Source organism: Streptomyces sp. NBC_01296 (genome assembly GCF_035984415.1).
In the GTDB taxonomy this organism is placed as follows: Bacteria; Actinomycetota; Actinomycetes; order Streptomycetales; family Streptomycetaceae; genus Streptomyces.
Genome location: NZ_CP130720.1, coordinates 8,511,848 through 8,533,849 on the forward strand (window position 1 = coordinate 8,511,848; position 22,002 = coordinate 8,533,849).

Sequence of the window (22,002 nt, forward strand, 5' to 3'; positions counted from 1 at the left end):
CGGCACGTGGACAGCATCCCCGCCAACCGGCGGCTCTGGAACCGGATCAGCAGCGCCTACCAGCACGAGCACGACCCGCAAATCGGCGCCGCACCCCGGCTGTGGGGCATGTACTCCATCCCCGACGCGCACCTGCACGCCCTGGGCGACGTCACCGGCAAGCGCGTCCTCGAACTCGGCTGCGGCGCTGGCCAGTGGTCCAGGGCGCTCGCCGCCGAGGGCGCCACCGTGGTCGGGCTCGATCTGTCTGAGGCCCAACTCGCCGCAGCGGCACGCGCGATGGGAGCGGCCCGCTACCCGCTGGTGCAGGGCGCCGCCGAACAGCTCCCCTTCGCCGCAGACAGCTTCGACCTGGTGTTCTGCGACTTCGGTGGGCTCAGCTGGGCGCCCCCGCACCTGGCCGTCCCGCAGGCCGCACGCGTCTTGTGCCGAGGCGGGCGCCTGGTGTTCAACGTCACCAGCCCATGGTTCGAAGCTTGCTACGACGAAGCCGCCAGCCGCGCGACCACGACGCTGCAGCAGGACTACTTCGGGCTGAACACCATCGCCGAAGACGACGGCGCGACCAGCTATCAGCTCACCTACGGCGACTGGGTCAAGGTCCTGCGCGGCGCGGGTCTCATCATCGACGACCTCATCGAGCCGCGGCCCGAACTCGGAACACCCAACGGCTACAACGAAACCGACCCACCCGACTGGGCACACCGCTGGCCGGCGGAACTGCTCTGGGTAACACACAAACCGTAAGTTCCGCCGCGCCGAGACGTGAAGGCATCCCCTCGCCGGGCAGCTCGCAAGGGTTGTCCCGTAACTGATCTTTGAAGGGGGCTCCGAGTCTTTGCGACCATCAACCGCCGCTGCGATCAACAGGTGGCTCCCCCGTGTGGGGGATCGTGATCGTTCACACGGCCGACGCCCTGTCGTCGGAGGTTCGGCGAGGGTGGAGTCATGCCGATCAACTTTGCTCTGGGCGACACCGAGCGTCCGGTTCCGCGTTGGGCGCTCCGGTTCGCGAAGGCCCTTCCGTTTGTCGTCCTGCCGCACTGCCTGTGGCGGCTGCCGTTCGCCTTCGACTTCTCGATGGGAATGGTGGATCCGTCGGCACCGCCCATGCCGTGGTGGGTCCCGGCCTACGTGTTCGGGCTGAGCGTGCTCACCGAGGCACTGGCACTGCTCTGTACCGGCCTGGTCAGCGGGTGGGGCGAGAAAGTTCCGGACTGGGTGCCGCTGATCGGTGGTCGGCAGGTCGCACTGCTCGCCGCGATCATTCCGGCGGCCTTGGGCGGCCTGGGTCTGGTCGCGCTGTGGGACACCATGCCCCTTGCCTGGTTCGGTCTGCTGGGCTTTGAGGAGGTCGCCTTCAGTAACGGCTGGTGGATGGTCCTGGCACGCGTGTGCATCAGCCCGGTGATGCTGTGGGGCCCGATCGTGCTCGCCCTTACCTACGCCTACTACCGACGTCGCCGAGCTGTCTGACTCCCGCAGGCCGGGCCGGTGTGGGTGTGATGATCTTGGCGTGGCTGGTGTGATAACGGTGTCGGAACCGCCCTGGATAGCCCCGTTCACCGGGTTGAGCCCGCGTGCCTTCGGGAAGTTGGTGGGGCCTTGACCCCGGGTTTTGGACACCGGAGACACTTGGATCTTGATGGTCCAGGAGAACGGAGTCCCCGTGGGGATGAAGCACAATCCCGCCGAGTTCAAGGCAGACGCGGTCGCGTTGTACCGGTCGAGGCCAGGAGCAACGATCAGGTCGGTCGCTGGTGATCTCGGGGTGAACACCGAGACACTCCGGAACTGGATCCGGGCCGCCGACGGACGGTGTTCCGGCGCCCACTCCTCGCCGCCGGCCGCTGCCAAGGCGGGCGGTGACACCGTTCAGGCGGAGCTGGCCGCGGCCCTGAAGAGGATCCGCGAGCTGGAGGAGGAGCGCGACATCCTGCGCAAGGCGGCCCGGTATTTCGCCGGGGAGACGCGCTGGTGAACCGCTGCCAGTTCGTCCAGGATCACCAGCGCCGGTTCGGCGTGAAGCGGCTCTGCGGCATCCTCGGGATCTCCCGCTCGAGCTTCTACTACTGGCGCCGCACCGCGGCCGCAAGGGCGGTCCGGCAGATCGCCGAGGCCAAGCTCGCGGCCCGGATACGCACGGTCCACCAGGAATGCGACGGCACCTACGGTGCTCCCAGGATCACCGCCGAACTCCGCGACAAGGGTGAACGGCTCAACCACAAGCGCGTCGCGAGAATCATGCGGACCATCGGAGTCGAGGGAGTGCGTCTGCGTCGCCGGCACCGGACCACTGTCCCGGCCGCGGCGAAGGCCCCCGACCTGATCGGCCGGGACTTCACCGCGACGCAGGTGACGCTTTCCGCTGGCTGACCCGATACAACACCCGACGCCGGCACTCCTAACTCGGTCAGCGGTCTCCGATCGCCTTCGAGATCGCCTTCCAGCTGACGTCAACTACCCTGGCCCGAGCCGCATAGACGTGTTCAAAAACCGGGGTCAAGGCCCAGCACCGAGAAGGTGCGCGTTGATGCGCGATGCAGGACCCCTGCTACTGGCTGGCGCGACCGGCGCAGTCGTGCCCCGACCTTTCGGCGACAGCGCGCTGCGTCAGGACGCTGACGGCGGCCGCCGTCATAGGGTGACGATCAGGATGGCTGCCGCCGCGTTGCGGATCAGGGCGAGGAGGCAGCAGATCCCGCGGCCGCGTCGGGCCTGGGCCACGAAGCGTGCGCGACGGCCGACCACGTTGTGGACCTGCTCTCGGGCGCCCGTGAAGACCTGCTTCGCGAACTGAGGTGCCGCACGATGGGTTACCTCTCGTCGATCGCCATCTCAGGCGTGACGGCGACGCCCGTGTGGTGCGAGGTGGGGTGCCCGTCAGGCCCCTCATGGATGGCGCTGGCCCACTCCGCTTGGCGGGCCCGCAGGGGTCCAGGCTGACCAGGCGAGCTTCGGCGGCCAGACCGCTTTCGTACAGGCTTGGCTTCCGCGTACGCGCGTCTTTCTCCCTTGACCCACGATGCGTAGAGCAGGCACGGCTCAGATCCGGTGGTCCGGCCGGTTGGCAGACGGGTCCCCGAGGTTCCGGACGTCCACAAGAAACGGGGAGCGGTCCCCACTTTCTGTGCTACCGTCCTGCCTGTCAGGGAAACGGGGAGTAGTCCCCGTTTAAGATGCGGGGCGGGGGATCATGACAGCCACGGCTTTGGTGCTAGGTGGCGGGGGAGCGGTCGGGCTCGCCTGGACGGTCGGAATGCTGGCCGGGCTGGCCGAGGAGGGCCTCGACCTCTCCGCCGCCGACGTGACGATCGGGACCTCCGCCGGCTCCGTGATCGGTGCGCGGCTCACCTCCGGCGTGCGGGCCGAGGAGATGTACCGCGAAGAACTCGACGGAGCCCCGGAGCTCGACGTCACCGTCACCCTGCGCCAGACGGCCCGTTTCCTGTGGGCCGCACTCGGCTCGCGTGATCCGCGGCGTTCCGCCCAGCGCCTCGGGCGGGCCGCGCTGGCCTCCCGTACCGTCCCCGAGTCGGCCGTGCACGACGCGGTAGCAGTCCTCCTGGCGGGCATACGCGACTGGCCGTCAGCCGACCTTCGGCTGACGGCCGTCGACGCCCGCAGCGGGGACCTGGCGACGTTCGACTCCGCCTCGGGCGTCGCCCTCCCCGACGCCGTGGCGGCGAGCTGCGCGGTACCGGTGGTCTGGCCGCCCGTATCGGTGGCCGGCGGCCGATGGATGGACGGAGGCAGCCGCTCGACGGCCAACGTGCACCTCGCCCGCGGCGCTCGCCGCGTCATCGCCCTCACCCCGATTCCCGAAGCGGTCGGACCCCACCCGAGCGCCACCGCCCAGGGGGCCGAACTCGCCGCCGGCGGGGCGCTGGTGGCGGTCCTCACCCCCGACCGCGCCGCCCGCAGGGCCTTCGGCCGCAACATGCTCGACCAGACCCGCCGTACGGCCGCCGCCCGGGCGGGCCGTGCCCAGGCGGCCTCCTGCGCGGACACCGTCCGCGCGGTGTGGACCCCTTGACGCATCGGAGGCGTACGGAGCCGAACGGTGTCCGGCCCCCACGGGCCGCCGCCCACCCCATGAGTAACCACCCTCTGGTTCAAGGTCGGCGGCCGTCTCGGGGCGAAGCTCAAGGAAGCCGTCTGCTTGGGGGTCGTCAAGAACCTCGCCGACGAGGCCGACAGGCCGGGAGGCTACAAGCTCCACCTCATGGAGCGCGGCGGCACCCGGCGGCGGCTCGTGCAGGCCGAAGACGCCGGAACCCGGACCGATCTCCCGTCGCCCGCCTGACCCGGCTGCCCCGATCCGGATCCCGGTCCACGACGGGCTCCACAGCCGGCTCCACGGCGGATCTCCACGGATCTCCACGGATCCCGCCCCACCACCCCTCAGAACGGGAACCCTTCCCCGCTTCGCGTCTCACCGAGAACCAGAGGAACACCATGGCTGCCCCGACCCTCGATGAACTCACCCCCACCGGGGCAGGCTTCACCGCCGACCCGCACCCCGTCCACGCCGCACTGCGCGAGAAGGGCCGTGTGCACCGCGTCCACATCCCCGGGAGCGGTGACGTCTGGCTCGTCCTCGGCCGCGACGAGGTACGCGCCGCGCTCACGGACCCCCGCCTGCGCAACGACATACGGCACTCCGCGACGTGGGAGAGCGACGGGGGCAACGCCATCGGGCTGAACATGCTGCAGACCGACGCCCCCCAGCACACCCGCCTGCGTGCCCTGGTCGCACGCGAGTTCACCGCCGGTCGGATCGAGGCGATGCGGCCGCGCGTGCAGCAGATCGCCGACCGCCTCCTCGACGCCTTCCCGCCGGCCGGGACCGCCGATCTGGTCGCCGACTACGCGCTGCCGCTGCCGCTCACCGTCATCTGCGAGCTGCTCGGAGTCCCCGTCGAGGACCAGCGCCTCTTCCACACCTGGTCGACCGAGCTCGTCGCACCGTCCTCACCAGCCGCGGCGGGCGCCGCGGCGGGTGAGATGAGCGCGTACTTCGCCGCGCTCATCGCCGCCAAGGCCGGTGATCCCGGGCCGGACCTGATGAGCGCCCTCGTCGGGGCCTCCACGGCGCCGGACGGGCTCCGCGCCGAGGAACTGCTCGGCATGGCCTTCCTGCTGCTGGTCGCCGGGCACGAGACCACGGTCAACCTCATCTCGGGCGGTGTCCTGAACCTGCTGCGCCACCCCGACCAGCTCGCCGCGCTGCGGGCGGAGCCAGGCCTCCTCGACGGCGCCGTCGAGGAGATGCTCCGCCACGACGGGCCCGTCGCCGCGGCGGCCTTCCGGTTCGCCGCGGAACCCCTGGAGATCGCGGGGGTCCGGATCCCGGCCGGCGACAGCGTGATGCTCTCCTTGGTCGCAGCCTCCCGCGACCCCGAGCACTTCGCCGACCCCGATCGCTTCGACATCCGCCGCGCCGCCCGGGGACACCTCGCTTTCGGCCACGGCATCCACCACTGCCTGGGTGCGCCACTCGCCCGCGTCGAAGGCCGGATCGCCGTGGCGACCCTGCTGCGGCGGCTGCCGGACCTTGCCCTGGCCACCGAACCCGACTCCCTCGTACACCGGCCGAGCACCATGCTCAGGGGCGTCGTCGCCCTGCCGGTGCGCTGGTCGCGGCGGCTCCCCGCGTGACGCCGCCACCGATGGCGCTAGCATCCGTACCGGACCACGGTCCCCGGTGCCGGGGCGCCTGCGTGGGCACCGGCGAAGCGAGGAGTGGACAGTGACCCCGGGCACGGAACGGCCTGCGCCGCTACGGCGTGACGCGCTGCGCAACCGCGAGCTGCTGCTGGCCGCCGCACGCAAAGCCTTCGCCGCCCAGGGCCTGGACGCCCGCCTCGACGTGATCGCCCGCCAAGCCGGCGTCGGAAACGCCACCCTGTACCGGCACTTCCCCACCCGCGCCGCCCTGATCGACGCGGTGTTCCGCGACGCGCTCCAGGGCACGGTCGACGCCGGAGAAGAGGCCCGCGGCGCGGCCGATTCCTGGGCGGGGCTGGCCTCCTACCTGGAGACGGTCTTCACCGTGCTGGCAGCGGACCGGGGCGTCAACGACCTGATGACGACCCCGATCGAAGGGGTGACCTCCCTCGACGCCGTCCACGTCCACAACCACGAGACGATCTCCCTGCTCGTGGACCGTGCCCAGCGTGACGGCGCGATGCGCCCCGACGTCACCGTCGAGGACATGCTCCTGAGCCTGGCCACGCTCGGCCGCTCGGTCCCCTCCCTGGCGGCCGCAGGGCCGCCGCACGCCTGGCGCCGGCAACTGGTCCTGTTCCTGGACGGCTTGCGCGCCGGTACGCGCCCCCCGTCGGACCTGCCCGCACCGGGCCTCACCCCGGAACAACTGGCGGCGGTCCTCCTCGACCTGGGCCCCCACCGCCCGACCTGACCCGACCTGCCCCGTCCTGCTCCCAGCCGCGCTCCCCGCTGGGCGGTGATCATCACGGCTTGGTGGACGCCTTGAACCGGAAGCCGAAGAGCCCGCCGGTCTCGTGTTCGTCGGTGAGGCGGGGGCTGCGGATGTACGGTTCCGGTCGAATCCCCGCTGTGCAGCGACGCTGAGGCTGTCGGTGTTGATGGTGACGATGTACTGCATGCGTTCTTCCTCGGTCACTGTCGTGGCGAAGGACAGCGCTTTGGCGATCTGGCGCTCGTCGACGCCGTCGTAGAGGTGGCTGTCGTGGATGAGGAAGTCCGGGCCGCGTCCGTGGCGGTGGGCCAGGAAAGGTCGTTTTCGGCTTTCACGGCGACGAGGTATTCGTGCTGGCGCATCACGAACGTCGCGATGCCGGCCTTGCCGGCCTGCTCGAGGGCTTGCTGGAGGAGGCTGTACACCTTCTGGTGCTCCTGTCCCCTGGGCGCGAGGTAGTACGTCTTGTCGAAGAAGATCGGATCGACGTCCTCGAGATCCACGAACCCGGCGATGTCCAGCGCCTGCGAACGGCCGGGCGCGATCTCGTCGAGCTCCCACGGGTGGCTTTGTTGATCTCTAGGAACAGCGTTTGGCGACCGGTTCCGGAGGCAGTTGGTGATCACCTGACTCACGAATCTCGATGAGAAACGACGGCACTGTCGTGTCCACGAACGTGGGACGGCCAGCCGCTCGTCAGAGCGACTGGCCGTCGAAAGGGTGGCCGGAGCCGGGCTTGAACATCGTGCCGAGGTCGTACTGCGAAATCCCGAACGGCTGGAAATCGACATCGACAAGGACGCGGTAGAGGAACTCAGAGGTGGACATGTCGTACCGGTGCCATGGGCCGCCGTCATTGGACCGCGCGAGGACGGGGTAATCGCCCGGCTGCTCGGCGTCGATCAGCCAGAAGTACTCGTCGGCCCATTCGGTGGAGCCCCACTCAACCAGCCCCTTGCCGCCCGGGCGCGTAGATCGCATAGGGACCGGCGGCGGAGACGCTCCCAAGCTTGCTGTCCTGGTCGACCGACAGAGAGACCCGCCACTGTGTCAGGAAGTCGAACGAGACGCCCTCGTCGCGCCCCAGAAAGTAGACGGAATCGCTGAAAACGCCGCCGCCGAACGCCTCGTAGAGCTCCTTGTAGTCCGCCGGCAGAGGAACCCCCAGCTCGCCCTCGATCGCCGCCCAGTCGACGGAGATCCCGAGTGGCTCCCACTCGGTCAGTTCGATCACTCGCTGAACCCACATACAACAATCTTTTAGCACCGGTCTTCGTTTCGATGTCCCACCCCCTCGTCGCTCAGGTCAAGATCGGCAGCTATCGCGCCGAGCCGACCTTGGCGGGTTCCTCGGCCCGGGCTCGGGTGCTGGCGAGGCGGTAGGAGTCGGTGCCGGTCTCGATGATGGTGCCGTTGAAGGTGAGGCGGTCGACGATGGCCGCGCAGAGCCGGGGATCGGTGAAGGTCTTGGTCCAGCCGCCGAAGGACTCGTTGGAAGCGATGGCGACGCTGTTCTTCTCCTCGCGTTCCGTCAGGACCTGGAGGAGGAGTTCGGCGCCGCGGCGGTCCAGTTCCATGTAGCCGAGCTCGTCGATGCAGAGGAGGTCGACCCGGCCGTAGCGGGCGATGGTCTTGTTGAGCTGTTTCTCGTCGGCCGCTTCGACCAGCTCGTTCACGAGCTTCGTGGCGAGCGTGTAGCGGACGCGGTAGCCCTTCATGGCGGCTTCGGTACCCAGGGCGATGAGCATGTGGGACTTGCCGGTGCCGGAGCCTCCGATCAGGCAGAGCGGCTGGCTCTTCTTGATCCACTCGCAGCCGGCGAGGGTGTGGACGGTGGCGGCGTCGATGTTGGGGTTCGCGTCGAAGTCGAATGCCCGCAGGGATTTCTCCCGCGGAAAGCCGGCCGCTTTGATCCGTCGTTCCGAGCGGCGGCGGGACCGGTCGTCGCACTCGGTCATCAGCAGCTCGGCGAGGAAGCCGCGGTAGGTCATCTGGTCCTTCAACGCCCGGTCTGCGATGTCGGAGAACTCGTTGCGAATCGACGGCAGGCGTAGAGGCCGGCAGGCACTGTCGATGGCGGCGTCGGCGGCCTGCTCGGTCAACTCTCGCTGGCGGGGCAGGGTCACTGTGCTTCTCCCTCACGGCGGTGTTCGTCATCGCTGGTGCAGCGACGTCGGAGTAGTTGGTCGTCAGCGGCGCGCAGCAGGGCAGGGGTGCAGGTCGAGTCGGTGGCGGTGCGGAACAGGCGGCGGCCCCGGACAGCACAGGTGCTGTCCGGGGCCGCTGGGGGGCAGCGCTACGGGGGAGGGCCGTCGCCTGGGCGCCCGCTTCGGCGGTGAAGCCGACGGGGATCGAGTGCCCGGCCTGGGTCAGTGGCGGCTCCCGGCGGCGGTGCGGGGGGTGACGCCGAGGCTGATGGAGTAGAGGACGTCGGGGCTGTGAACGGGGGGGCAGGGCTACGGTCCGCAGCGGGAACTGGATAACTTTCGCGTCCTGTTCTTCTTCCTGCTCTGTTTCGAGGCCGCGCGCTGATCGATGCGGTACGGCCCGGGTGATGGAGCCAGGGCCAGTTCCTACTACCGTTCTTGCGGCTCCTGCGAGGAGGCCGCTGCTTGCGGATCCTCCTCATTCATAGGGAGTGGTCGCGGTCCGTGGTCGACGCGGTGGACGCGGAAGGCGTCCGCGCGGCGCTGCGCGGGCAGATGTCACGGGACGGTATTCGTGCAGGTGGCGCGCTGATATGAAGCCGAGAGATCGCAGCTTGGGCTCGGCTTCTCAGTGAGGCTCACTGGTGATGGCGAACGGTGCGTCAGTGGGCTGGGTGGGCTCGGTGGGTTTCGGGGGCGAGGGCGGTGCGGTCGGTGGTGAAGGTCGCCACCAGGGTCGGGTCGTTGAAGGACGTGATCCGGGCGATGCGGTCACCGAGCAGGGTCAGGACCTGGATGCCGTAGGGCTCATAGCGGCCGTCGCCCGCGCGGTGGTGGACGATGAGAGCGGGCTGGCCGTTGGCGTGGGTGGGGGTCATCCGCCAAAGGTTCGGGTGCAGGACGCGGGTGGAGAGGAAGCCGAGGACGGCCCGGTGGCCGGTGAACCAGGTCGGGGTCGGCGGCATCTCCAATGCGACGTCGGCCCGCAGCAGGTGCACCAGCGCGTCGGGGTCGGCGCGGGTGAAGGCGTCCACGTAGTCGTCGAGGAGAGTGCGCAGGGTCCCTTCGTCTGGCTCGGCCAGGTCGTCCGCGACCGGTCCGGCTTCGGCCAGCCGGGCCCTGGCACGGCGGAGCGCGCTGTCCACGGCCGCGGTGGTCGTGTCCAGGATCTTGGCCACCTCGGCCGTCCGGAACCCGAGCACGTCGCGCAGGGTCAGCACGGCCCGCTGGCGGGCGGACAGGTACTGGAGCGCGGCGACGAAGGCGAGGCGCACGCCCGTCCGCGTGGCGACGATCGCCGCCGGGTCGCCGGTGCCGAACAGGGCATCCGGCGCCGGCTGGAGCCACGGTACGGACGGCTCGCGCGGAGCCACCGCCATCCGGTGGTCGTCCGAGGGTGCGCCGAGGCCCGACGGCAGTGGGCGCCGGGCGCGGGTCTCCAGGGCCGTCAGGCAGGCCATGGTGGCGATCTTGTACAGCCACCGCCGCACCGAGGACCGGCCCTCGAAGCCGTCGAAGCCCCGCCACGCCCGCAGGTAGGTCTCCTGCACCAGGTCCTCGGCGTCATGGATCGAGCCTAGGATCCGGTAGCAGTGCGCGAGCAGCTCCGGCCGGAACGGGCCGGCCAGGGCGGTGAATTCGGCGTTCGACGGCATCGCGTGTCCTCCTCGGAGTGCGGCGGGGCCACTGTAGGCGGGCGGTGGGGCGATGGTGCGGCGGCTCAGCCGATCGGGATCAGACCGGCGCCGCCGAGCCGGTACTCCGGGCTGGTGTCCGGGTTTCCGGCGAGCTCCACGACGGCCTTGCCGACCTGCTCCAGGGTGAGGATGGGCTGCCGTCCCGCGACGAAGGCCTCCCGATCGACACCCACGCGCGCGGCATAGCCCGTGACCCCGGTGTCGCCCACCCCGCCGACCGGGGTCATGTCCGGCAGCACCGTGACGAACCGGATGCCCAGCCCGGCCCGCTCGGACTCCTCGGCGCCGTATTGCCGCAGGTACCGGACCGCGGCCTTGGCGCTGGCGTACCCGCCGCTGAGCGGGGAGCCGCCGAGCGCGGCGCCGCTGGACATCGAGATGACCACACTGCCCGGGGCCAGCGGCTCGCGCAGGGCCGCGCCGGTCCAGGCGAAGACGTGGCGGGTGTCGACCTCCCAGTTGCGGCTGAAGGTTTCCCACGTCTGCTCCTGCACGGGCGCCATGTGCGGCACGGCCCCGGCGTTGAGGACGAGCAGGTTGGGGCGGTGGGTGCGGATCGCCTCCGCCGCGAGTGCTTCGTCGGTGGCGTCGGCGGCGATGGGTGTGAAGCCCTCGCCGAGTTCGTCGCGGACGGCGCGCAGCTCGGACTCGTTGCGGGCGATGCCGATGACGTGGGTGCCTTGGGCGACGAGCGTGGCGGCGATCGCCCGCCCGAAGCCGCGGCCGGCACCGGTGACGACGGCGGTCTGGGTGTGATCTGACATGGAAGGCTCCACTGTGCTGGTCGGGGTCGGTCACCACTCAAGACCAGCGGGAGGCGGCAAAACCGTCGCGTCTGGGGAGAATTTTTCGGCGGCCGCGGCGAGCAATGTTGCTCCTGGCCGCCGCCTCCTGATCCACCGCACCCCCGGGGATGTGAGACCGGCTGTCGGGGTTCAGTTCAGCCGTCTGGGGCCATAGAGCGCGGTCTGGGCGGCGTGAGTGCTTGACCTGGGGTGCCTCAGTTTGAGCGAGAGGGGGACGGGCCGGTTGTCTCGCTCAATCCGAGGCAGTCTCGGCCGGGTGTGGCGGCGACCAGCAGTGCGGCGAACGCGACGCATGCCGTTGTCACGGCCCCGGGGAAGGGGTGTGAGGGACCTACACATCCAAAGCATCTGGGCTCGTCAAAATGCGCCCCTATAACGACATAAGTGAGGACCAGCCCAAAACCCCAACTACCCAGATCAGGTGCTCTCTTACAGCTGGACGGTGGTGCCGGGCTTGAGGCGGTCGATCGGGGTGCCGGTCAGGCCCTTCTCGCCGAGGAGATTGGCGGTGGAGTGCTGGCCGAGGTCGCTGAGCATGAGTTCGTGGATCTGGATGATGCGCTCGGGCTTGACGGTGCGGACGTAGTCGGCGGCTTCGCCGAGCTTCGTCCATGGGCCGCTGGTCGGCAGCAGGAGGGTGCGTACAGGAGCGTCGGGCGCGAAGTAGGCGTCGCCGGGGTGGTAGACGGCTCCGTCGTCGAGGAGGTAGCCGACGTTGTCGGGGCACGGGAGGTCGGCGTGGATCAGCGCGTGGCGCTTGCCGTGGACGGTGGCGGTGACGGAACCGACGCTGAAGGTGTCGCCGGCGGCGACGGCGTGGACGCGGCCATCGTGGCTGCCGAGGGTGGCTGCGACCGTGGCCGTACCGTAGACCTGCAGCCCGGGCTGGGCTTCGAGAGCGGCGGCGACGAGCTTTTCGTCGAAGTGATCGAAGTGTTCGTGGGTGATCAGGACGGCGTGAGCCTGGGTGACGGCTTCTGCCGCGTCCGGAGTGAGGGTGCCGGGGTCGATGATCAGGCGGGTGCCGTCCTTCTCGAGCGTGACGCAGGCATGGGCGTGCTTGGTGAGCTTCACAGCGGGTCCTTTCCGAGCCGACTGAATATCTACAACTAAACTGTACAACGTGGTTGTAGATATCGCGCCGTGGGCATCGCCTGCGACTTGACTCCGGCGCCCCCGCCTCTCGCTGCGGCGAGAGCTGGTGGGCGCCCCTGTGGCACCAAGCAAACAATGGAGCCAAGGTGTACAGTTTGGTTGATGGGTATGGGTAGGCTTGGGCCATGGACGAGAATCGGCTGGCCGAAGAACTTCGCCTGACCATCGGACAGCTCGTACGCACTGTGCGCACTGCCGACAAGATGCCGGCCGGCGAGGCTGCCGTTCTGGGTTACCTGGACCGCAGCGGCCCGCTGACCACCGCCGACATCGCACAACAGCGGGGAGTCAGTCACCAGTCGGCTGCCAAGGCGGTCAAAGAACTCCTGGCTCAGGGCCTTGTGCGCGCCGAGGCGCACCCCAGTGACGGGCGCAAGCTGTTGCTCCACCTCACGCAGACGGGAAGCGGCCGTCTGGCCGAGGAGCGCCGAAGGCGTGCTGACTGGCTCGGTACCGCGATCAACGATGTCCTCAATTCCGATGAGCGAAAGACACTTGAGGCGGCGCTGCCTCTGCTATCACGCCTGACCACACACTTGAATGGCAAGTAGCCAAGGGGCTGTCATGTGGTCATCGAGCACTGCGCGTTGTGAAGTTGCCGGGTCCGGGATGCCCATGCTGGTCGCGCACGGATGAGTTCGGCAAAGATCGTCGGCCACCGCGAGACTTCGCGCTTGCCGCGCACCGCCACCTGAAGGCCAGGGCTGCGGCGTTGTCGGACGGTGTCCGGTGTATGAGGGTCGGTCGGGGGCCTGCGATTAAGAGGCACCGGCAGATAGTGCCCCTCGACGGCGACTTCAGGATCTTGGAGTGCTCAGGGCAGAACCGGGAGATGCCGCCCTCGACCACCATCTCCCTGTCGTCCTTCACCAGCTCCTTCGTCACCAGACATCGCGCCGACGACATCCCCTCCATCTCCTACGTGGTGGCAGGGCGGCGACGCCGGCTACATCGAGTACCCAAGCCAACCAGTACTGAGCGCGGAACCGGCCTGCCTATCCCTCATCGACCTCCTGGTCCATGGCTTCGTTGGCGCGGTCGATCTCGGCCATGTGCTCCTCCGCCCAGGACCGCAGTCCCGCAAGTGCGGCTTCCAGGGACAGCCCGAGTCCGGTCAGTCGGTAGAAGACCCGCGGCGGCACGGTCGGTTCGACCCGACGCGACACCAGCCCGTCGCGGGTCAGGCTTCGCAGCGTCACGGACAGCATCTTCTGCGAGACGCCGGGCATCCGGCGTCTCAGCTCTGCGAAGCGCACCTCGTCCGGTGCGGCATCGGCGAGCGTCTTGACGGCCATGGACGTCCACTTCGTACCGATGCGGTCCAGCAACTGCCGCGTCGGGCAGTGGGGATCGAACAGATCGCCGCGTACCCCACGACCGGCGGCCCGGGCTCCTCGGGTGGTCACCTGTGGCTCACCACCTTCCCTGAAAGTGCCGTCTAGGAAGCGGTCGGACAGTTACCTATCGTTTCTGTGGTCACCAATGGTAACCAGTCGGAGGAGCCGCCATGCCCGTCCCCACCGCACACCAACTGCGCCGCATCGCGACGAACGGCGTCCAACTGAACGTCGCAATCGCCGGGGACGGACCCGCAGTTCTCCTGCTGCACGGCTTCCCGCACACCTGGCAACTCTGGAGCGGCATCATGGGCCGACTGGCTGGACGGTACCGGGTCATCGCCCCGGACATGCGAGGCTTCGGTGCCAGTGCACGTGCCGTCGAGGGTTACGACGCAGGCACCCTAGCCGCCGACGCCGAAGGGCTGCTCGACGCACTCGGCGAGCCCTCGGCAGCGGTAGTCGGCATCGACGCGGGCACCGCCCCCGCCGTCCTGCTCGCGCTGCGCCGGCCCGGCCTCGTCCGGCGCCTGGTCGTGATGGAGGCACTGCTCGGCCGCCTGTCCGGAGTCGAACACGTCGTCGCGGGCGGCGCCCCGTGGTGGTTCGGCTTCCACGCAGTCCCCGGCCTCGCTGAGACCGTCCTGGCCGGCAACGAGGCCCCGTACATCGACTGGTTCCTCGACTCGGGGACGCTCGGGCGAGGAGTACCCAACGACGTCCGTGCGGCATTCGTTCACGCGTACACCGGGAGCGAGGCCCTTCGCTGCGCGTTCTCCTATTACCGGGCCCTGTCCACCAGTGCGCAGCAGATCCAGGACGCCGTCGCGACGGCTCGGCTGACCATGCCCACCATGGCCGTCGGCTCTCACCCCGTCGGCACCGGGCTCGAACGCCAACTCCGTCCCATCGCCGATGACCTGGTCGGACACCATCTCCAGGACTGCGGCCACATCATCCCCCTCGACCGCCCCGACGCATTGTTCGCGCTCCTTGCTCCCTTCCTATCCGCCGATCTGCCTAAGTGACAGGAGCGGGGCCGAAGGATCACGGTCGGCGGTTCGGGCGTCCCAGCGGTGAGTTGTCCAGGACCGCCGGATCAGGCTGCGCACGGTGATGACTGTGTCGGCGAGGTCGAAGAAGTCATCAATGACAGTGACGCGACGCTCGTAGCACCGGGCGAGACGGCAAAAGGCGTTCCGCCACGCGTGAGTGCGTTCGACGTGCCAACGCCGACTGGCCTGAATGGGCGCCTTCTCGCCCTTGTGTGCGATGTGTCCATACAGACCGCGTTCGCTGAGCAGAGCGCGAGTGGTGTCCGAGTCGTAGCCGGCGTCGAGGTGCACGGTGATGGTGTCGGGCAACGGGCCGAGGCTCTCCAGACGGTCCAGAGTCGGGGCGAGCAGCGGAGAGTAGTGACGGTTGGCGCCGGCCAGGACACGTTCCAGCGGAATGCCGTATCCATCCGTCATGCCCGAGCGCTTCACTTGGTGATGGCCCCGTCGACGGCGATCCGGTTGAGGACGAGGCCGACGATCCGGTCGTAGGACTCCAATGCGAGCTGCTTACGCGGGGCAAAACGCCCGGTCGTATCCACTCGTCACGTCGGCTGTGGATCGTCGTGGCCGAGCAGGTTGTGTCGGCGATCGCCTCGTAAGAACAGCCGAAGCGCGGCAGTTGCAGCAACTTGTCGAAGATGATCCGGTCGCCGATGCGCCGGCGGTGACGGCCGAGTGGATGGTCCGGTTGGTACACCAGCCGCTCGGGCAGCAGGGCCGCGAATTGGTCCTTAAAGCGGTGCGCTCAGCCATGATGGCAGCGTGGGCACAGGTCTCCCCAGTCATCACAGAGCGTCGCAACTCCGTGATCGCTGTGACCTCTGAGCCTGTTCCACAGCCGAGGTCCTCCACCGTGCCTATCCGCGCAACCTCTAAGACAGTGCCGGACAGCCCCGGATCCCAACTGGCGACGAGGTACCACCCGTCGCTGACGGGGACGTGCATCTGTTGGATCCGCTGGCCCCGACCTTACGTCGTGATCGAAGACGCCTGGTACGAGGTTGCACCGGCCGTAGCCGACTGCTGCCGCGAGGGAACGGCTGCGCGCCCTCGGCCTGTACACCGACACGCTTACGGGTGACGCCCTTGTGCGGGCCACCTGACGGAGGCCGGTACGACCGGCAGCTGTGCACCTTCAGAGTGCGCTCCGTCCCACGGGGCCTGGGTCGAACAAGTACGGCCCGCAAGGGTGATCGTCGGTGCTGCCGGCCCGAGGCTCTCCACGGCGGGTGGCCGACCGCGCCCACGGCTGGCTCCCATCGGCGGCGGCGTCCTGGACGACTGCGCCTGGTACCTGTGACGAACCGGTGACGCCGACGCCGTCGTCCGTGTCTCCCTTCCTGGTAATTTGGCACACTCTTTCGATCAATTCGCGCTCCACTGGGGGACTTCTCGTGCACAAGAATCTGCGCCACGGCCTCATCGCCACCGCCTGCATCGCGGCCGCCCTGGCCCTCACGGCCTGCGGGAGTGACTCCGGTAGCGACAAGGCCGCCGCCTCGAAGGACCCGAAGCCGGCCGCGATGCCGAGCAGTCCGCCGGCCGCGTCCAGCTCCGGTGCCGGTGTTGACGCCAAGGGCGGCAGTGTGGAGGGCGGCTGGATCTCGATGGCGAACCCGTCGAAGCCCGTTGTCCTGACCGTCAAGGGCAAGACCGCCGTGGTCGTCGAGGGCGCCACCGGCCTGACCTGCCAGGGCACCACCGACGGCAAGTCCTTCGACCTCAAGTGCCCGGCGGGCGCACTGCACGCGAAGGGCCAGGTCGCCTCCGTGGGCGCGTCCGAACTGAAGGTCACCTGGCAGGAAGTCGGCACCGAGACCTACCAGAAGAGCGAGCCGGGCAAGCTCCCCACGGGCCTCCCCACCGCTATTCCGAAGCCCTGACTCACTCCGTACGGTCCCGCGCCCCGGGCGGTCGGGACCGTACGGTGGCGGTGTGCAACCCACAGGGGGACGACGGGGATACCGGTGCCGGACCGGCACGCGACCTTGCCGGGTTGCTCGTTGTGCTGGTCGGATGTGACGACTTCGACTGGCATGGGTAGGCGGGCATGGCGTTACCGGTCAGGGTTCGCGGGCTGACCGAGCAGGAGGGGCAGAAGCTGCAGCAGATCGTGAGGCGGGGCAGCACAAGTTCGGTGCGGTTCCAGGCGGGCGATGATGCTGCTGGCCTCGGCGGACGGCAGCACGGTCCCGCTGATCGCGCGTCTCGTCCAGGCGGACGAGGGCACTGTCCGCGACGTGATCCACCGCTTCAACGAGATCGGGCTCGCATGCCTCAACCCTTGTATCGGCCCTGCCCGGGACAGCGCTCTTTCAGCCCCCTGCATCGGAGCAGTCGCTGGCCCACTGCGCTACGGTTCTCGGCACTGCCGGCAGAGCTCGCAGCCCTCCTCCGGGAGAGCAACGGCATCGAGGGCGAGTACGGCGACGGGCTCATCTGGTCTGCCGAGCGGATCACCTCCGAGAACCAGACCCTTCGCGCGGATGCCGAGCTCGCCACCTTGTACATGCCGTTCGATGCGCTGCTCTTCTTCGCGGACGTGGGTAACGGGGACTTGTTCGCACTCTTGCCCCGGATCGACCGGCCCGACGTCTTCGTCTGGAAGGCTTGCACGAACGGCGCCATCGCCCGCTCCTCCGCCCGCCACACCTGGGCCGGGCGGGTGGATTCCGGGCCCGGAGCGGTACGTGGAGGGTCGGGGGCGGGGAGGACGGCGGCCGTGACCCGAATTCAGCTGACCAGCGCCGTCTTCGCCGACCACGCCGAGATCCCCCGCAGGTACAGCGGCGAGGGGGAGGACGTCTCACCGCCCCTGACCTGGACGGCCGCGCCCGCGGGCACGGCGGAGCTGCTGCTCATGTGCGAGGACCCGGACGCGCCGGGACCCACCTTCCTGCACTGGCTGGTCACGGGCATCGATCCGTGGACCGGCGGGGTGGAGGAGGGGCAGGAGCCGCACGGCGGGCGGTCATGGCCGAACGGGTTCGGGCGGCCGGGCTGGGGCGGGCCGATGCCGCCGCCCGGGCACGGGCCGCACCGCTACTTCTTCCGTCTGTACGCGCTGTCGGAGCCGGTCCGGCTGCACGACCGGCCCAGCGCGGACGCCGTGCACGGCGCCGTGCAGGGCAAGGAGCTCGCGAGCGGCACCCTGGTGGGCACGTACCAGCGGCTCTAGGAGCTGCCCTCGGCGTAGCCGTGGGCAGCGTAGAGGCGGACGAACGGGCCGAGACGACCGTCTGGCGGCGCTTCAGGCGGGCGTCAGACCGGTGTCCCGGGGTCGGCGTACCGCAGCAGCGCCCCGACGCCCTCGTCCAGCCCCAGCTCGTCCTCCGGTACGACGACCAGTTCGGCGGCGGTGCCGACGAGGGCCCGCACCAATGCCTCGTCGGCGGGTTCCTCGCGGGTCGCCCGTACCCCGAAGGAGACCAGCTCCTCCTCGGCCAGGGCGAGCTGGGTGGGCCGCGGACCGGTCCACAGCCGCAGCGAGGCGGCGGGCGGGCGGTTCAGCAGCAGCGCCGAGACCTGGCCGCGCTGCAGGGCGGCGACGGTGGGCTCCAGCCCCTCCGTCACGGGCCCGCCCAGGGCCCGGCGGCCGATGAAGATGTTCACCAGGTCGCGGTCGTGCTCGGCCATCCGGCCGCGGAAGACGCTGCCGAGCTGCGGCTCCAGCAGGGCCCGTCCGGTGTCCGTCGGGGTGGAGCCCCCGACCCGTACGACCTTGCCGCGCAGGGCATGCGGCAGTCGACGGACCAGGACGTTGCCCGCCCACTCGTCCCCGGCGACGACCACGGCATCGGCGTGGGTGCGCCGTGCCCAGGCATCCAGCCGGTGACCCAGCCGGACGGCGCTGTCGTGCCAGGTGGCCACCGCCACCTCGTGGTGCAGCCGCTCACCCGGGGTCACGGTGGAGGCCGGCCAGGTGCCGGACTCCGCCTCCACCCTGACCAAGCCGTGCGTCTCGGCCGTCGGCAGCCCGCCGTAGTGCACCACCACCGCCAGGTAGGGAATCTCCGGCAGATGCTGGGTGACCAGCGGCATCGCGTCGGGCAGGGTGCTGTAGCGGGCCGAGTCGTGCGCGGGCGGCCGGGGCAGCTCCCCGTCCATGACGAGCGAGCCGTTGGCCGCGAAGATCGCCTGCCCGTGCATCCCGGGCACCTCCGCGTCCGTGCCCACCGCCTCCTCCAGTACGCCGAGCAGCGCCCGGTCCGCACCCTGCCGGGTCAGGTCCTCACGTAGCCGGCGCCAGCGCAGGGCGACGGCCCGGTCGGGCTGCTCCACATCCCGCGAGGTGTCCAGGTACACCGAGGCGAACGGGCCGGACTCCGTGTACAGGGGTTCCAGGAACGACAGCCTCATTTTTCATCACCATCCCCAGGCCGCTCCCAGGTGTCCCCCCTTCCGATGATGCGCGCGGGGGCGGGGCAGGCGAAGACCGGCATCGGGATTTCGAAGCGGGCCGTTCCCGGAGCAGACGTGCTCACCGGTCGAGCAGGCGTCGAACACCCGACCGCGAGCGTGGGGGCCGGGGGCGCCGCGCCCAGAGGTCACGGGGACTGACAATGGCTAGATCCCGGGGCTGCTCCCGGAACCGGAACCGGAACCGGAACTGGAGGCGAGAAGGGCGGGCAGCTCGGCGAAGGAGTCGAGGACGTGGTCCGGGGTCCCGGAGGCGGCCCGGTGCGTCTCGGGGAGGTACTTGCCTGTCCTCACCAGGACGCCGGCGACGCCGAACCGCTGGGCGGCCAGCACGTCCGACTCGATGTCGTCGCCGACCATCAGCGCTTCGGACGCGTCGGCGCCCAGGTGGGCGAGGGCGCTCGCGAAGAACGCGGGCGCCGGTTTGCCCGTCACCTCCGCCTCGGTGCGCGAGGCCTTCTCGAGTCCCTCGAGGAAGGCCCCGGTGTCCAGGTCGAGGCCGCCCTCGGTACGCCAGTACAGATTGCGGTGCATGGACACCAGCCGGGCTCCGCGCTGCAGTTGCCGGAAGACGTGGTTGAGGGCCTCGTAGCCGAATTCGGGGCCCGCGCCGCCGAGCACGACCACGTCCGCGTCCCCCTCGTCGACGAGGATGACTCCCGGCAGGTCGTCCCGTACGTCGCCGCTGTTCAGCAGGAGGCAGCGGGCGCCGGGGCAGTGCTCGCGCAGGTACGCCGCCGTGGCGGCCGGAGCGGTCAGGATGTCTTCTGCACCGACGGGGAAGCCCAGGCCTGCCAGGCGCGTGGCGATGGCGGCGCGGGTGCGGGAGGTGTTGTTCGTGACCAGCGCGAGCCGGAGGCCGACCGCACGCAGCCGCTCCATGGCCGCGACCGTTCCGGGCAGGGCCTTCCAGGAGACGGTGAGGACGCCGTCGATGTCGATCAGGACCGCTCGGATTCGCTCCATGGAGCCGACGGTAGCCCAGGGACTCCGCGACGGCGGGACGGTCTCCGGGCGGTGGGGCGGTCCGGGAACGGACCGGATCTTGATCGTGCGGGCCGTGCCGGCCGGGCCGCGCCAGTCCCTCCGCGGAGCCCAGGCCTTCAGAACGCCGGTCTCCGGCTCGAAAGCGTGAGCTCCGGCGCGGCTCGCAGTTCATCCAATGTTCCAGCGGTGGCCGAAGGGGTCCTCGAGCAGCCCGGTGCGGTCGCCGTGGAACTCGTCCGGCCGGCCTCGGACTGAGGTGATCTCTCCAGCCGTCGGATACGACCCGGAGCCCTGACGAAGGCGTACTCGTTCCGAGATGCCCGGTCAACACGCTGATCAGCGCGGGCAGCTCGGTTTCGATGTCGCGGGTGCGCGGCCACCACGCGCCGTCCAGGAGCCCCTCCCGGGACCGCGTGGTCTCCAGCCGCAGCAGAGCCGTACCCGGTTTGATCGCCCGGTGGATCGCATCCGGCAGGAGCAGTGGGGATGTGTGGGGGATGTCGGAGTCAGCCATGCGGGTCAGCCCGTCCACGGGGCGCGGCCGTACTGCGTCGCAGGTCGGCACCGGTGCCGGTGCCGATCGGGCGACGTGCGGCCTGTCGTCCCTTCACGGTACTCCCGTCGCCCACTCCATCACCCGCCGGAAAAGACCTGGTCAGACCGGCCGTAGCCCGCCGAACAGGCGTACAGTGAAAGCACCGGGAGTACTTCGCGCACCCGCTTTCACGCGGGTGTCATTTCTGGCGATCGCCTAAAAACCGGGCTGCCGACGGGCAGTCCGGGGGCAGGTCCGCACCATGACCACGACCCTCGACCGGACCGCGCCCCGCGACCTCGCCGCAGAGTTCCCGGCTCGCTTGTCCCTCGCCCCGAGGACCACGCTCGCCGGCCGGCTGGACGGGGCCTGGTGGCCCTACTCCCGCGACCTCGAAGCCGAGCTTCCACCACTCGTCGCCGCCCTGGACGAACCCTGGGGCCGCGTCACCCGCGTCACCGTGAACCCCATCTGCTGGCCCGTCGTACCGCGCAAGGTTCCCGTAGGCGGGCGCGTGCTGCACGTGGGCTGGTTCACCGAACAGGACCCCGACAAACTGATCCTGCTCTCCTACACGGTCGGCCGCTGGGACCTCCTCGTCATCCCGCCCGAGACCGAACCCGCCGCCGCAGCCCGTCTGATGGCCGCCGCGGCGATCCCCGGCAGCGTCCTGACCGCAGGCGTCCTGATCGCCAACGAAACCGTCATCGGGCGCAGCATCCGCGACGCCCGCCGCCGGGAAGCCACCTGGGAGAGCGAAGGCGGGGCCTGCATGTCCCCCTTCGGGAACCCGATGGGCCGAAGCGCCCTCCCCCTGCCCGGAAACGGCTGGCGGTGAGCTCCGTGGAGACCATCGTCCTCATCGCGGTGATCATCCTCGCGATCGCCATCGGAATGCGCTGGATCCACCTGCTCAACGCCCAGCACGACGCGCGGATCACGGCCTACCGCTTCAGCACCCCCCTGCCGAGGCCTCCCGGCCTGCCGGACGACACCGGTCGTCGAGCCCACCACACGGATGCCGACCGGTGAGGAAGGGACCTTCCTCCGACCGGGGGCAGCGGTCGGGGCGTCACGGCGCCCCGAACCGCCGGCCTCTCGCCCACCCCGAAGGGAACCACGCCCACGTGAAGTACATCGAGACCCAGGCACCGCCATCGCTCGGGCACGCCGAGGTGCGGATCATCGCGCACACTCCCGAAGCCGCCCGAGCAGTTGCGGAGGCGCTTCGCCACTGGTTCGAGGGCACGGAACAGCACAGCTACCCCGCCCTCGACGGCAACACCCGCCTCCACCTCACCGTGGACACGGCAACACCCGCCGACCCAACCCGTTCATGGGTGGCCGCCAGCCGGTCCCCCGTCGGCGCCATCGCCCACTCCGACGAGATCTGAGAAGCCCCGACCGGCCCGGAGC

General features: G+C 69.8%; 24 protein-coding genes and 6 pseudogenes. 17 read left to right on the top strand and 13 right to left on the bottom strand.

The window, feature by feature from the left end:
• Positions 1 to 6: 6 nt before the first annotated feature.
• The 9 genes and pseudogenes from OG299_RS38785 (at position 7) to OG299_RS38825 (ending at position 6,424) form a co-directional block, all read left to right on the top strand.
• Positions 7 to 747 carry a class I SAM-dependent methyltransferase gene (locus OG299_RS38785; protein ID WP_327364189.1) on the top strand — a complete coding sequence of 247 codons (741 nt, stop codon included), beginning with the start codon at positions 7 to 9 and terminating at the stop codon, positions 745 to 747.
• A 201-nt stretch (positions 748 to 948) separates the two neighbouring features.
• Positions 949 to 1,476 (top strand): hypothetical protein, encoded by a 528-nt coding sequence (locus tag OG299_RS38790; RefSeq protein ID WP_327364190.1) that lies wholly within the window; start codon positions 949 to 951, stop codon positions 1,474 to 1,476.
• Between the two features lie 40 nt (positions 1,477 to 1,516).
• Positions 1,517 to 1,600, top strand: a pseudogene (locus OG299_RS38795) (IS5/IS1182 family transposase); the annotation flags it as partial.
• Between the two features lie 75 nt (positions 1,601 to 1,675).
• On the top strand, positions 1,676 to 1,981 hold the full coding sequence (locus tag OG299_RS38800; RefSeq protein WP_327364678.1) for a transposase: 306 nt from the start codon (positions 1,676 to 1,678) through the stop codon (positions 1,979 to 1,981).
• Complete coding sequence (locus tag OG299_RS38805; RefSeq protein WP_327364191.1) at positions 1,978 to 2,376, top strand: IS3 family transposase; 399 nt, start codon at positions 1,978 to 1,980, stop codon at positions 2,374 to 2,376. Before OG299_RS38800 ends, OG299_RS38805 begins: the two co-directional genes overlap by 4 nt.
• An 820-nt stretch (positions 2,377 to 3,196) precedes the next feature.
• The gene (locus OG299_RS38810; RefSeq protein WP_327364192.1) at positions 3,197 to 4,036 is read left to right on the top strand and encodes a patatin-like phospholipase family protein; all 840 of its coding nucleotides are present in this window, start codon (positions 3,197 to 3,199) and stop codon (positions 4,034 to 4,036) included.
• A 126-nt stretch (positions 4,037 to 4,162) separates the two neighbouring features.
• Complete coding sequence (locus tag OG299_RS38815) at positions 4,163 to 4,306, top strand: hypothetical protein (protein ID WP_327364193.1); 144 nt, start codon at positions 4,163 to 4,165, stop codon at positions 4,304 to 4,306.
• A gap of 152 nt (positions 4,307 to 4,458) precedes the next feature.
• Complete coding sequence (locus tag OG299_RS38820; RefSeq protein WP_327364194.1) at positions 4,459 to 5,661, top strand: cytochrome P450 family protein; 1,203 nt, start codon at positions 4,459 to 4,461, stop codon at positions 5,659 to 5,661.
• 91 nt (positions 5,662 to 5,752) lie between these two features.
• Entirely contained in the window at positions 5,753 to 6,424 is a 672-nt protein-coding gene (locus tag OG299_RS38825) for a TetR/AcrR family transcriptional regulator (RefSeq protein ID WP_327364195.1), read from the top strand.
• 225 nt (positions 6,425 to 6,649) lie between these two features.
• Here OG299_RS38825 and OG299_RS38830 read toward each other — a convergent pair.
• From OG299_RS38830 to OG299_RS38865, 8 genes and pseudogenes are all read right to left on the bottom strand, one after another.
• Positions 6,650 to 6,793 (bottom strand): annotated as a pseudogene (locus OG299_RS38830) (DUF2326 domain-containing protein); the annotation flags it as partial.
• A pseudogene (locus tag OG299_RS38835) lies at positions 6,781 to 7,236 on the bottom strand (Ku protein); the annotation flags it as partial. The pseudogenes OG299_RS38835 and OG299_RS38830, both read right to left, overlap by 13 nt.
• The gene (locus tag OG299_RS38840; protein WP_327364699.1) at positions 7,142 to 7,426 is read right to left on the bottom strand and encodes a hypothetical protein; all 285 of its coding nucleotides are present in this window, start codon (positions 7,424 to 7,426) and stop codon (positions 7,142 to 7,144) included. The pseudogene OG299_RS38835 and the gene OG299_RS38840, both read right to left, overlap by 95 nt.
• Positions 7,389 to 7,679, bottom strand: coding sequence for an SMI1/KNR4 family protein (locus OG299_RS38845; RefSeq protein ID WP_327364196.1), 291 nt, complete (start codon positions 7,677 to 7,679; stop codon positions 7,389 to 7,391). Before OG299_RS38845 ends, OG299_RS38840 begins: the two co-directional genes overlap by 38 nt.
• An 85-nt stretch (positions 7,680 to 7,764) precedes the next feature.
• Positions 7,765 to 8,571: an IS21-like element helper ATPase IstB gene (gene istB, locus OG299_RS38850; protein WP_327364197.1), complete on the bottom strand. Its 807-nt coding sequence runs from the start codon at positions 8,569 to 8,571 to the stop codon at positions 7,765 to 7,767.
• A gap of 683 nt (positions 8,572 to 9,254) precedes the next feature.
• The gene (locus tag OG299_RS38855; RefSeq protein ID WP_327364198.1) at positions 9,255 to 10,247 is read right to left on the bottom strand and encodes an RNA polymerase subunit sigma-70; all 993 of its coding nucleotides are present in this window, start codon (positions 10,245 to 10,247) and stop codon (positions 9,255 to 9,257) included.
• Positions 10,248 to 10,312: 65 nt separating this feature from the next.
• The gene (locus OG299_RS38860) at positions 10,313 to 11,053 is read right to left on the bottom strand and encodes an SDR family oxidoreductase (RefSeq protein ID WP_327364199.1); all 741 of its coding nucleotides are present in this window, start codon (positions 11,051 to 11,053) and stop codon (positions 10,313 to 10,315) included.
• A gap of 471 nt (positions 11,054 to 11,524) precedes the next feature.
• Positions 11,525 to 12,169, bottom strand: coding sequence for an MBL fold metallo-hydrolase (locus tag OG299_RS38865; protein ID WP_327364200.1), 645 nt, complete (start codon positions 12,167 to 12,169; stop codon positions 11,525 to 11,527).
• A gap of 206 nt (positions 12,170 to 12,375) precedes the next feature.
• Here OG299_RS38865 and OG299_RS38870 point away from each other — a divergent pair, with 206 nt between their 5' ends.
• Complete coding sequence (locus OG299_RS38870; protein ID WP_327364201.1) at positions 12,376 to 12,801, top strand: MarR family winged helix-turn-helix transcriptional regulator; 426 nt, start codon at positions 12,376 to 12,378, stop codon at positions 12,799 to 12,801.
• Positions 12,802 to 13,245: 444 nt separating this feature from the next.
• On the opposite strand, the gene OG299_RS38875 is transcribed toward OG299_RS38870, so the two are convergent.
• Positions 13,246 to 13,656: a winged helix-turn-helix transcriptional regulator gene (locus tag OG299_RS38875; RefSeq protein ID WP_327364202.1), complete on the bottom strand. Its 411-nt coding sequence runs from the start codon at positions 13,654 to 13,656 to the stop codon at positions 13,246 to 13,248.
• Between the two features lie 101 nt (positions 13,657 to 13,757).
• Between OG299_RS38875 and OG299_RS38880 the strand changes: the two genes are divergently transcribed.
• Complete coding sequence (locus tag OG299_RS38880) at positions 13,758 to 14,615, top strand: alpha/beta fold hydrolase (RefSeq protein ID WP_327364203.1); 858 nt, start codon at positions 13,758 to 13,760, stop codon at positions 14,613 to 14,615.
• On the opposite strand, the pseudogene OG299_RS38885 reads toward OG299_RS38880, so the two are convergent.
• A pseudogene (locus OG299_RS38885) lies at positions 14,592 to 15,415 on the bottom strand (transposase). The gene OG299_RS38880 and the pseudogene OG299_RS38885 overlap by 24 nt on opposite strands.
• A 624-nt stretch (positions 15,416 to 16,039) precedes the next feature.
• On the opposite strand from OG299_RS38885, the gene OG299_RS38890 reads away from it, so the two are divergent.
• From OG299_RS38890 to OG299_RS38900, 3 genes and pseudogenes are all read left to right on the top strand, one after another.
• Positions 16,040 to 16,528 carry a hypothetical protein gene (locus OG299_RS38890; RefSeq protein WP_327364204.1) on the top strand — a complete coding sequence of 163 codons (489 nt, stop codon included), beginning with the start codon at positions 16,040 to 16,042 and terminating at the stop codon, positions 16,526 to 16,528.
• Positions 16,529 to 16,695: 167 nt separating this feature from the next.
• Positions 16,696 to 16,930 (top strand): annotated as a pseudogene (locus OG299_RS38895) (helix-turn-helix domain-containing protein); the annotation flags it as partial.
• Positions 16,918 to 17,823, top strand: a complete 906-nt coding sequence (locus OG299_RS38900) for a YbhB/YbcL family Raf kinase inhibitor-like protein (protein WP_327364205.1) — start codon at positions 16,918 to 16,920, stop codon at positions 17,821 to 17,823. The pseudogene OG299_RS38895 and the gene OG299_RS38900, both read left to right, overlap by 13 nt.
• An 83-nt stretch (positions 17,824 to 17,906) precedes the next feature.
• On the opposite strand, the gene OG299_RS38905 is transcribed toward OG299_RS38900, so the two are convergent.
• The 3 genes and pseudogenes from OG299_RS38905 to OG299_RS38915 all read right to left on the bottom strand — a co-directional run.
• Complete coding sequence (locus tag OG299_RS38905; RefSeq protein WP_327364206.1) at positions 17,907 to 19,004, bottom strand: baeRF2 domain-containing protein; 1,098 nt, start codon at positions 19,002 to 19,004, stop codon at positions 17,907 to 17,909.
• 207 nt (positions 19,005 to 19,211) lie between these two features.
• Positions 19,212 to 20,030, bottom strand: a complete 819-nt coding sequence (locus OG299_RS38910; protein ID WP_327364207.1) for a TIGR01458 family HAD-type hydrolase — start codon at positions 20,028 to 20,030, stop codon at positions 19,212 to 19,214.
• 322 nt (positions 20,031 to 20,352) lie between these two features.
• Positions 20,353 to 20,565 (bottom strand): annotated as a pseudogene (locus OG299_RS38915) (DUF5994 family protein); the annotation flags it as partial.
• 283 nt (positions 20,566 to 20,848) lie between these two features.
• On the opposite strand from OG299_RS38915, the gene OG299_RS38920 reads away from it, so the two are divergent.
• The 3 genes from OG299_RS38920 (at position 20,849) to OG299_RS38930 (ending at position 21,980) form a co-directional block, all read left to right on the top strand.
• A complete protein-coding gene (locus tag OG299_RS38920) occupies positions 20,849 to 21,424 on the top strand; it encodes a DUF5994 family protein (protein ID WP_327364208.1) in 576 nt (191 codons plus the stop codon).
• Positions 21,425 to 21,429: 5 nt separating this feature from the next.
• Positions 21,430 to 21,618, top strand: a complete 189-nt coding sequence (locus OG299_RS38925) for a hypothetical protein (RefSeq protein ID WP_327364209.1) — start codon at positions 21,430 to 21,432, stop codon at positions 21,616 to 21,618.
• A gap of 95 nt (positions 21,619 to 21,713) precedes the next feature.
• Positions 21,714 to 21,980 carry a hypothetical protein gene (locus OG299_RS38930; RefSeq protein WP_327364210.1) on the top strand — a complete coding sequence of 89 codons (267 nt, stop codon included), beginning with the start codon at positions 21,714 to 21,716 and terminating at the stop codon, positions 21,978 to 21,980.
• Positions 21,981 to 22,002 lie beyond the last annotated feature (22 nt).

Excerpts from the sequence above, each read along its gene's own strand:
- OG299_RS38870 (WP_327364201.1), top strand. The coding sequence starts at position 12,376 with ATGGACGAGAATCGGCTGGCCGAAGAACTTCGCCTGACCATCGGACAG.
- OG299_RS38800 (WP_327364678.1), top strand. The coding sequence starts at position 1,676 with ATGAAGCACAATCCCGCCGAGTTCAAGGCAGACGCGGTCGCGTTGTAC.
- OG299_RS38860 (WP_327364199.1), bottom strand. The coding sequence starts at position 11,053 with ATGTCAGATCACACCCAGACCGCCGTCGTCACCGGTGCCGGCCGCGGC.
- OG299_RS38905 (WP_327364206.1), bottom strand. The coding sequence starts at position 19,004 with ATGAGGCTGTCGTTCCTGGAACCCCTGTACACGGAGTCCGGCCCGTTC.
- OG299_RS38820 (WP_327364194.1), top strand. The coding sequence starts at position 4,459 with ATGGCTGCCCCGACCCTCGATGAACTCACCCCCACCGGGGCAGGCTTC.
- OG299_RS38920 (WP_327364208.1), top strand. The coding sequence starts at position 20,849 with ATGACCACGACCCTCGACCGGACCGCGCCCCGCGACCTCGCCGCAGAG.
- OG299_RS38910 (WP_327364207.1), bottom strand. The coding sequence starts at position 20,030 with ATGGAGCGAATCCGAGCGGTCCTGATCGACATCGACGGCGTCCTCACC.
- OG299_RS38840 (WP_327364699.1), bottom strand. The coding sequence starts at position 7,426 with ATGCGATCTACGCGCCCGGGCGGCAAGGGGCTGGTTGAGTGGGGCTCC.
- OG299_RS38900 (WP_327364205.1), top strand. The coding sequence starts at position 16,918 with ATGCCTCAACCCTTGTATCGGCCCTGCCCGGGACAGCGCTCTTTCAGC.
- OG299_RS38855 (WP_327364198.1), bottom strand. The coding sequence starts at position 10,247 with ATGCCGTCGAACGCCGAATTCACCGCCCTGGCCGGCCCGTTCCGGCCG.
- OG299_RS38790 (WP_327364190.1), top strand. The coding sequence starts at position 949 with ATGCCGATCAACTTTGCTCTGGGCGACACCGAGCGTCCGGTTCCGCGT.
- OG299_RS38880 (WP_327364203.1), top strand. The coding sequence starts at position 13,758 with ATGCCCGTCCCCACCGCACACCAACTGCGCCGCATCGCGACGAACGGC.
- OG299_RS38810 (WP_327364192.1), top strand. The coding sequence starts at position 3,197 with ATGACAGCCACGGCTTTGGTGCTAGGTGGCGGGGGAGCGGTCGGGCTC.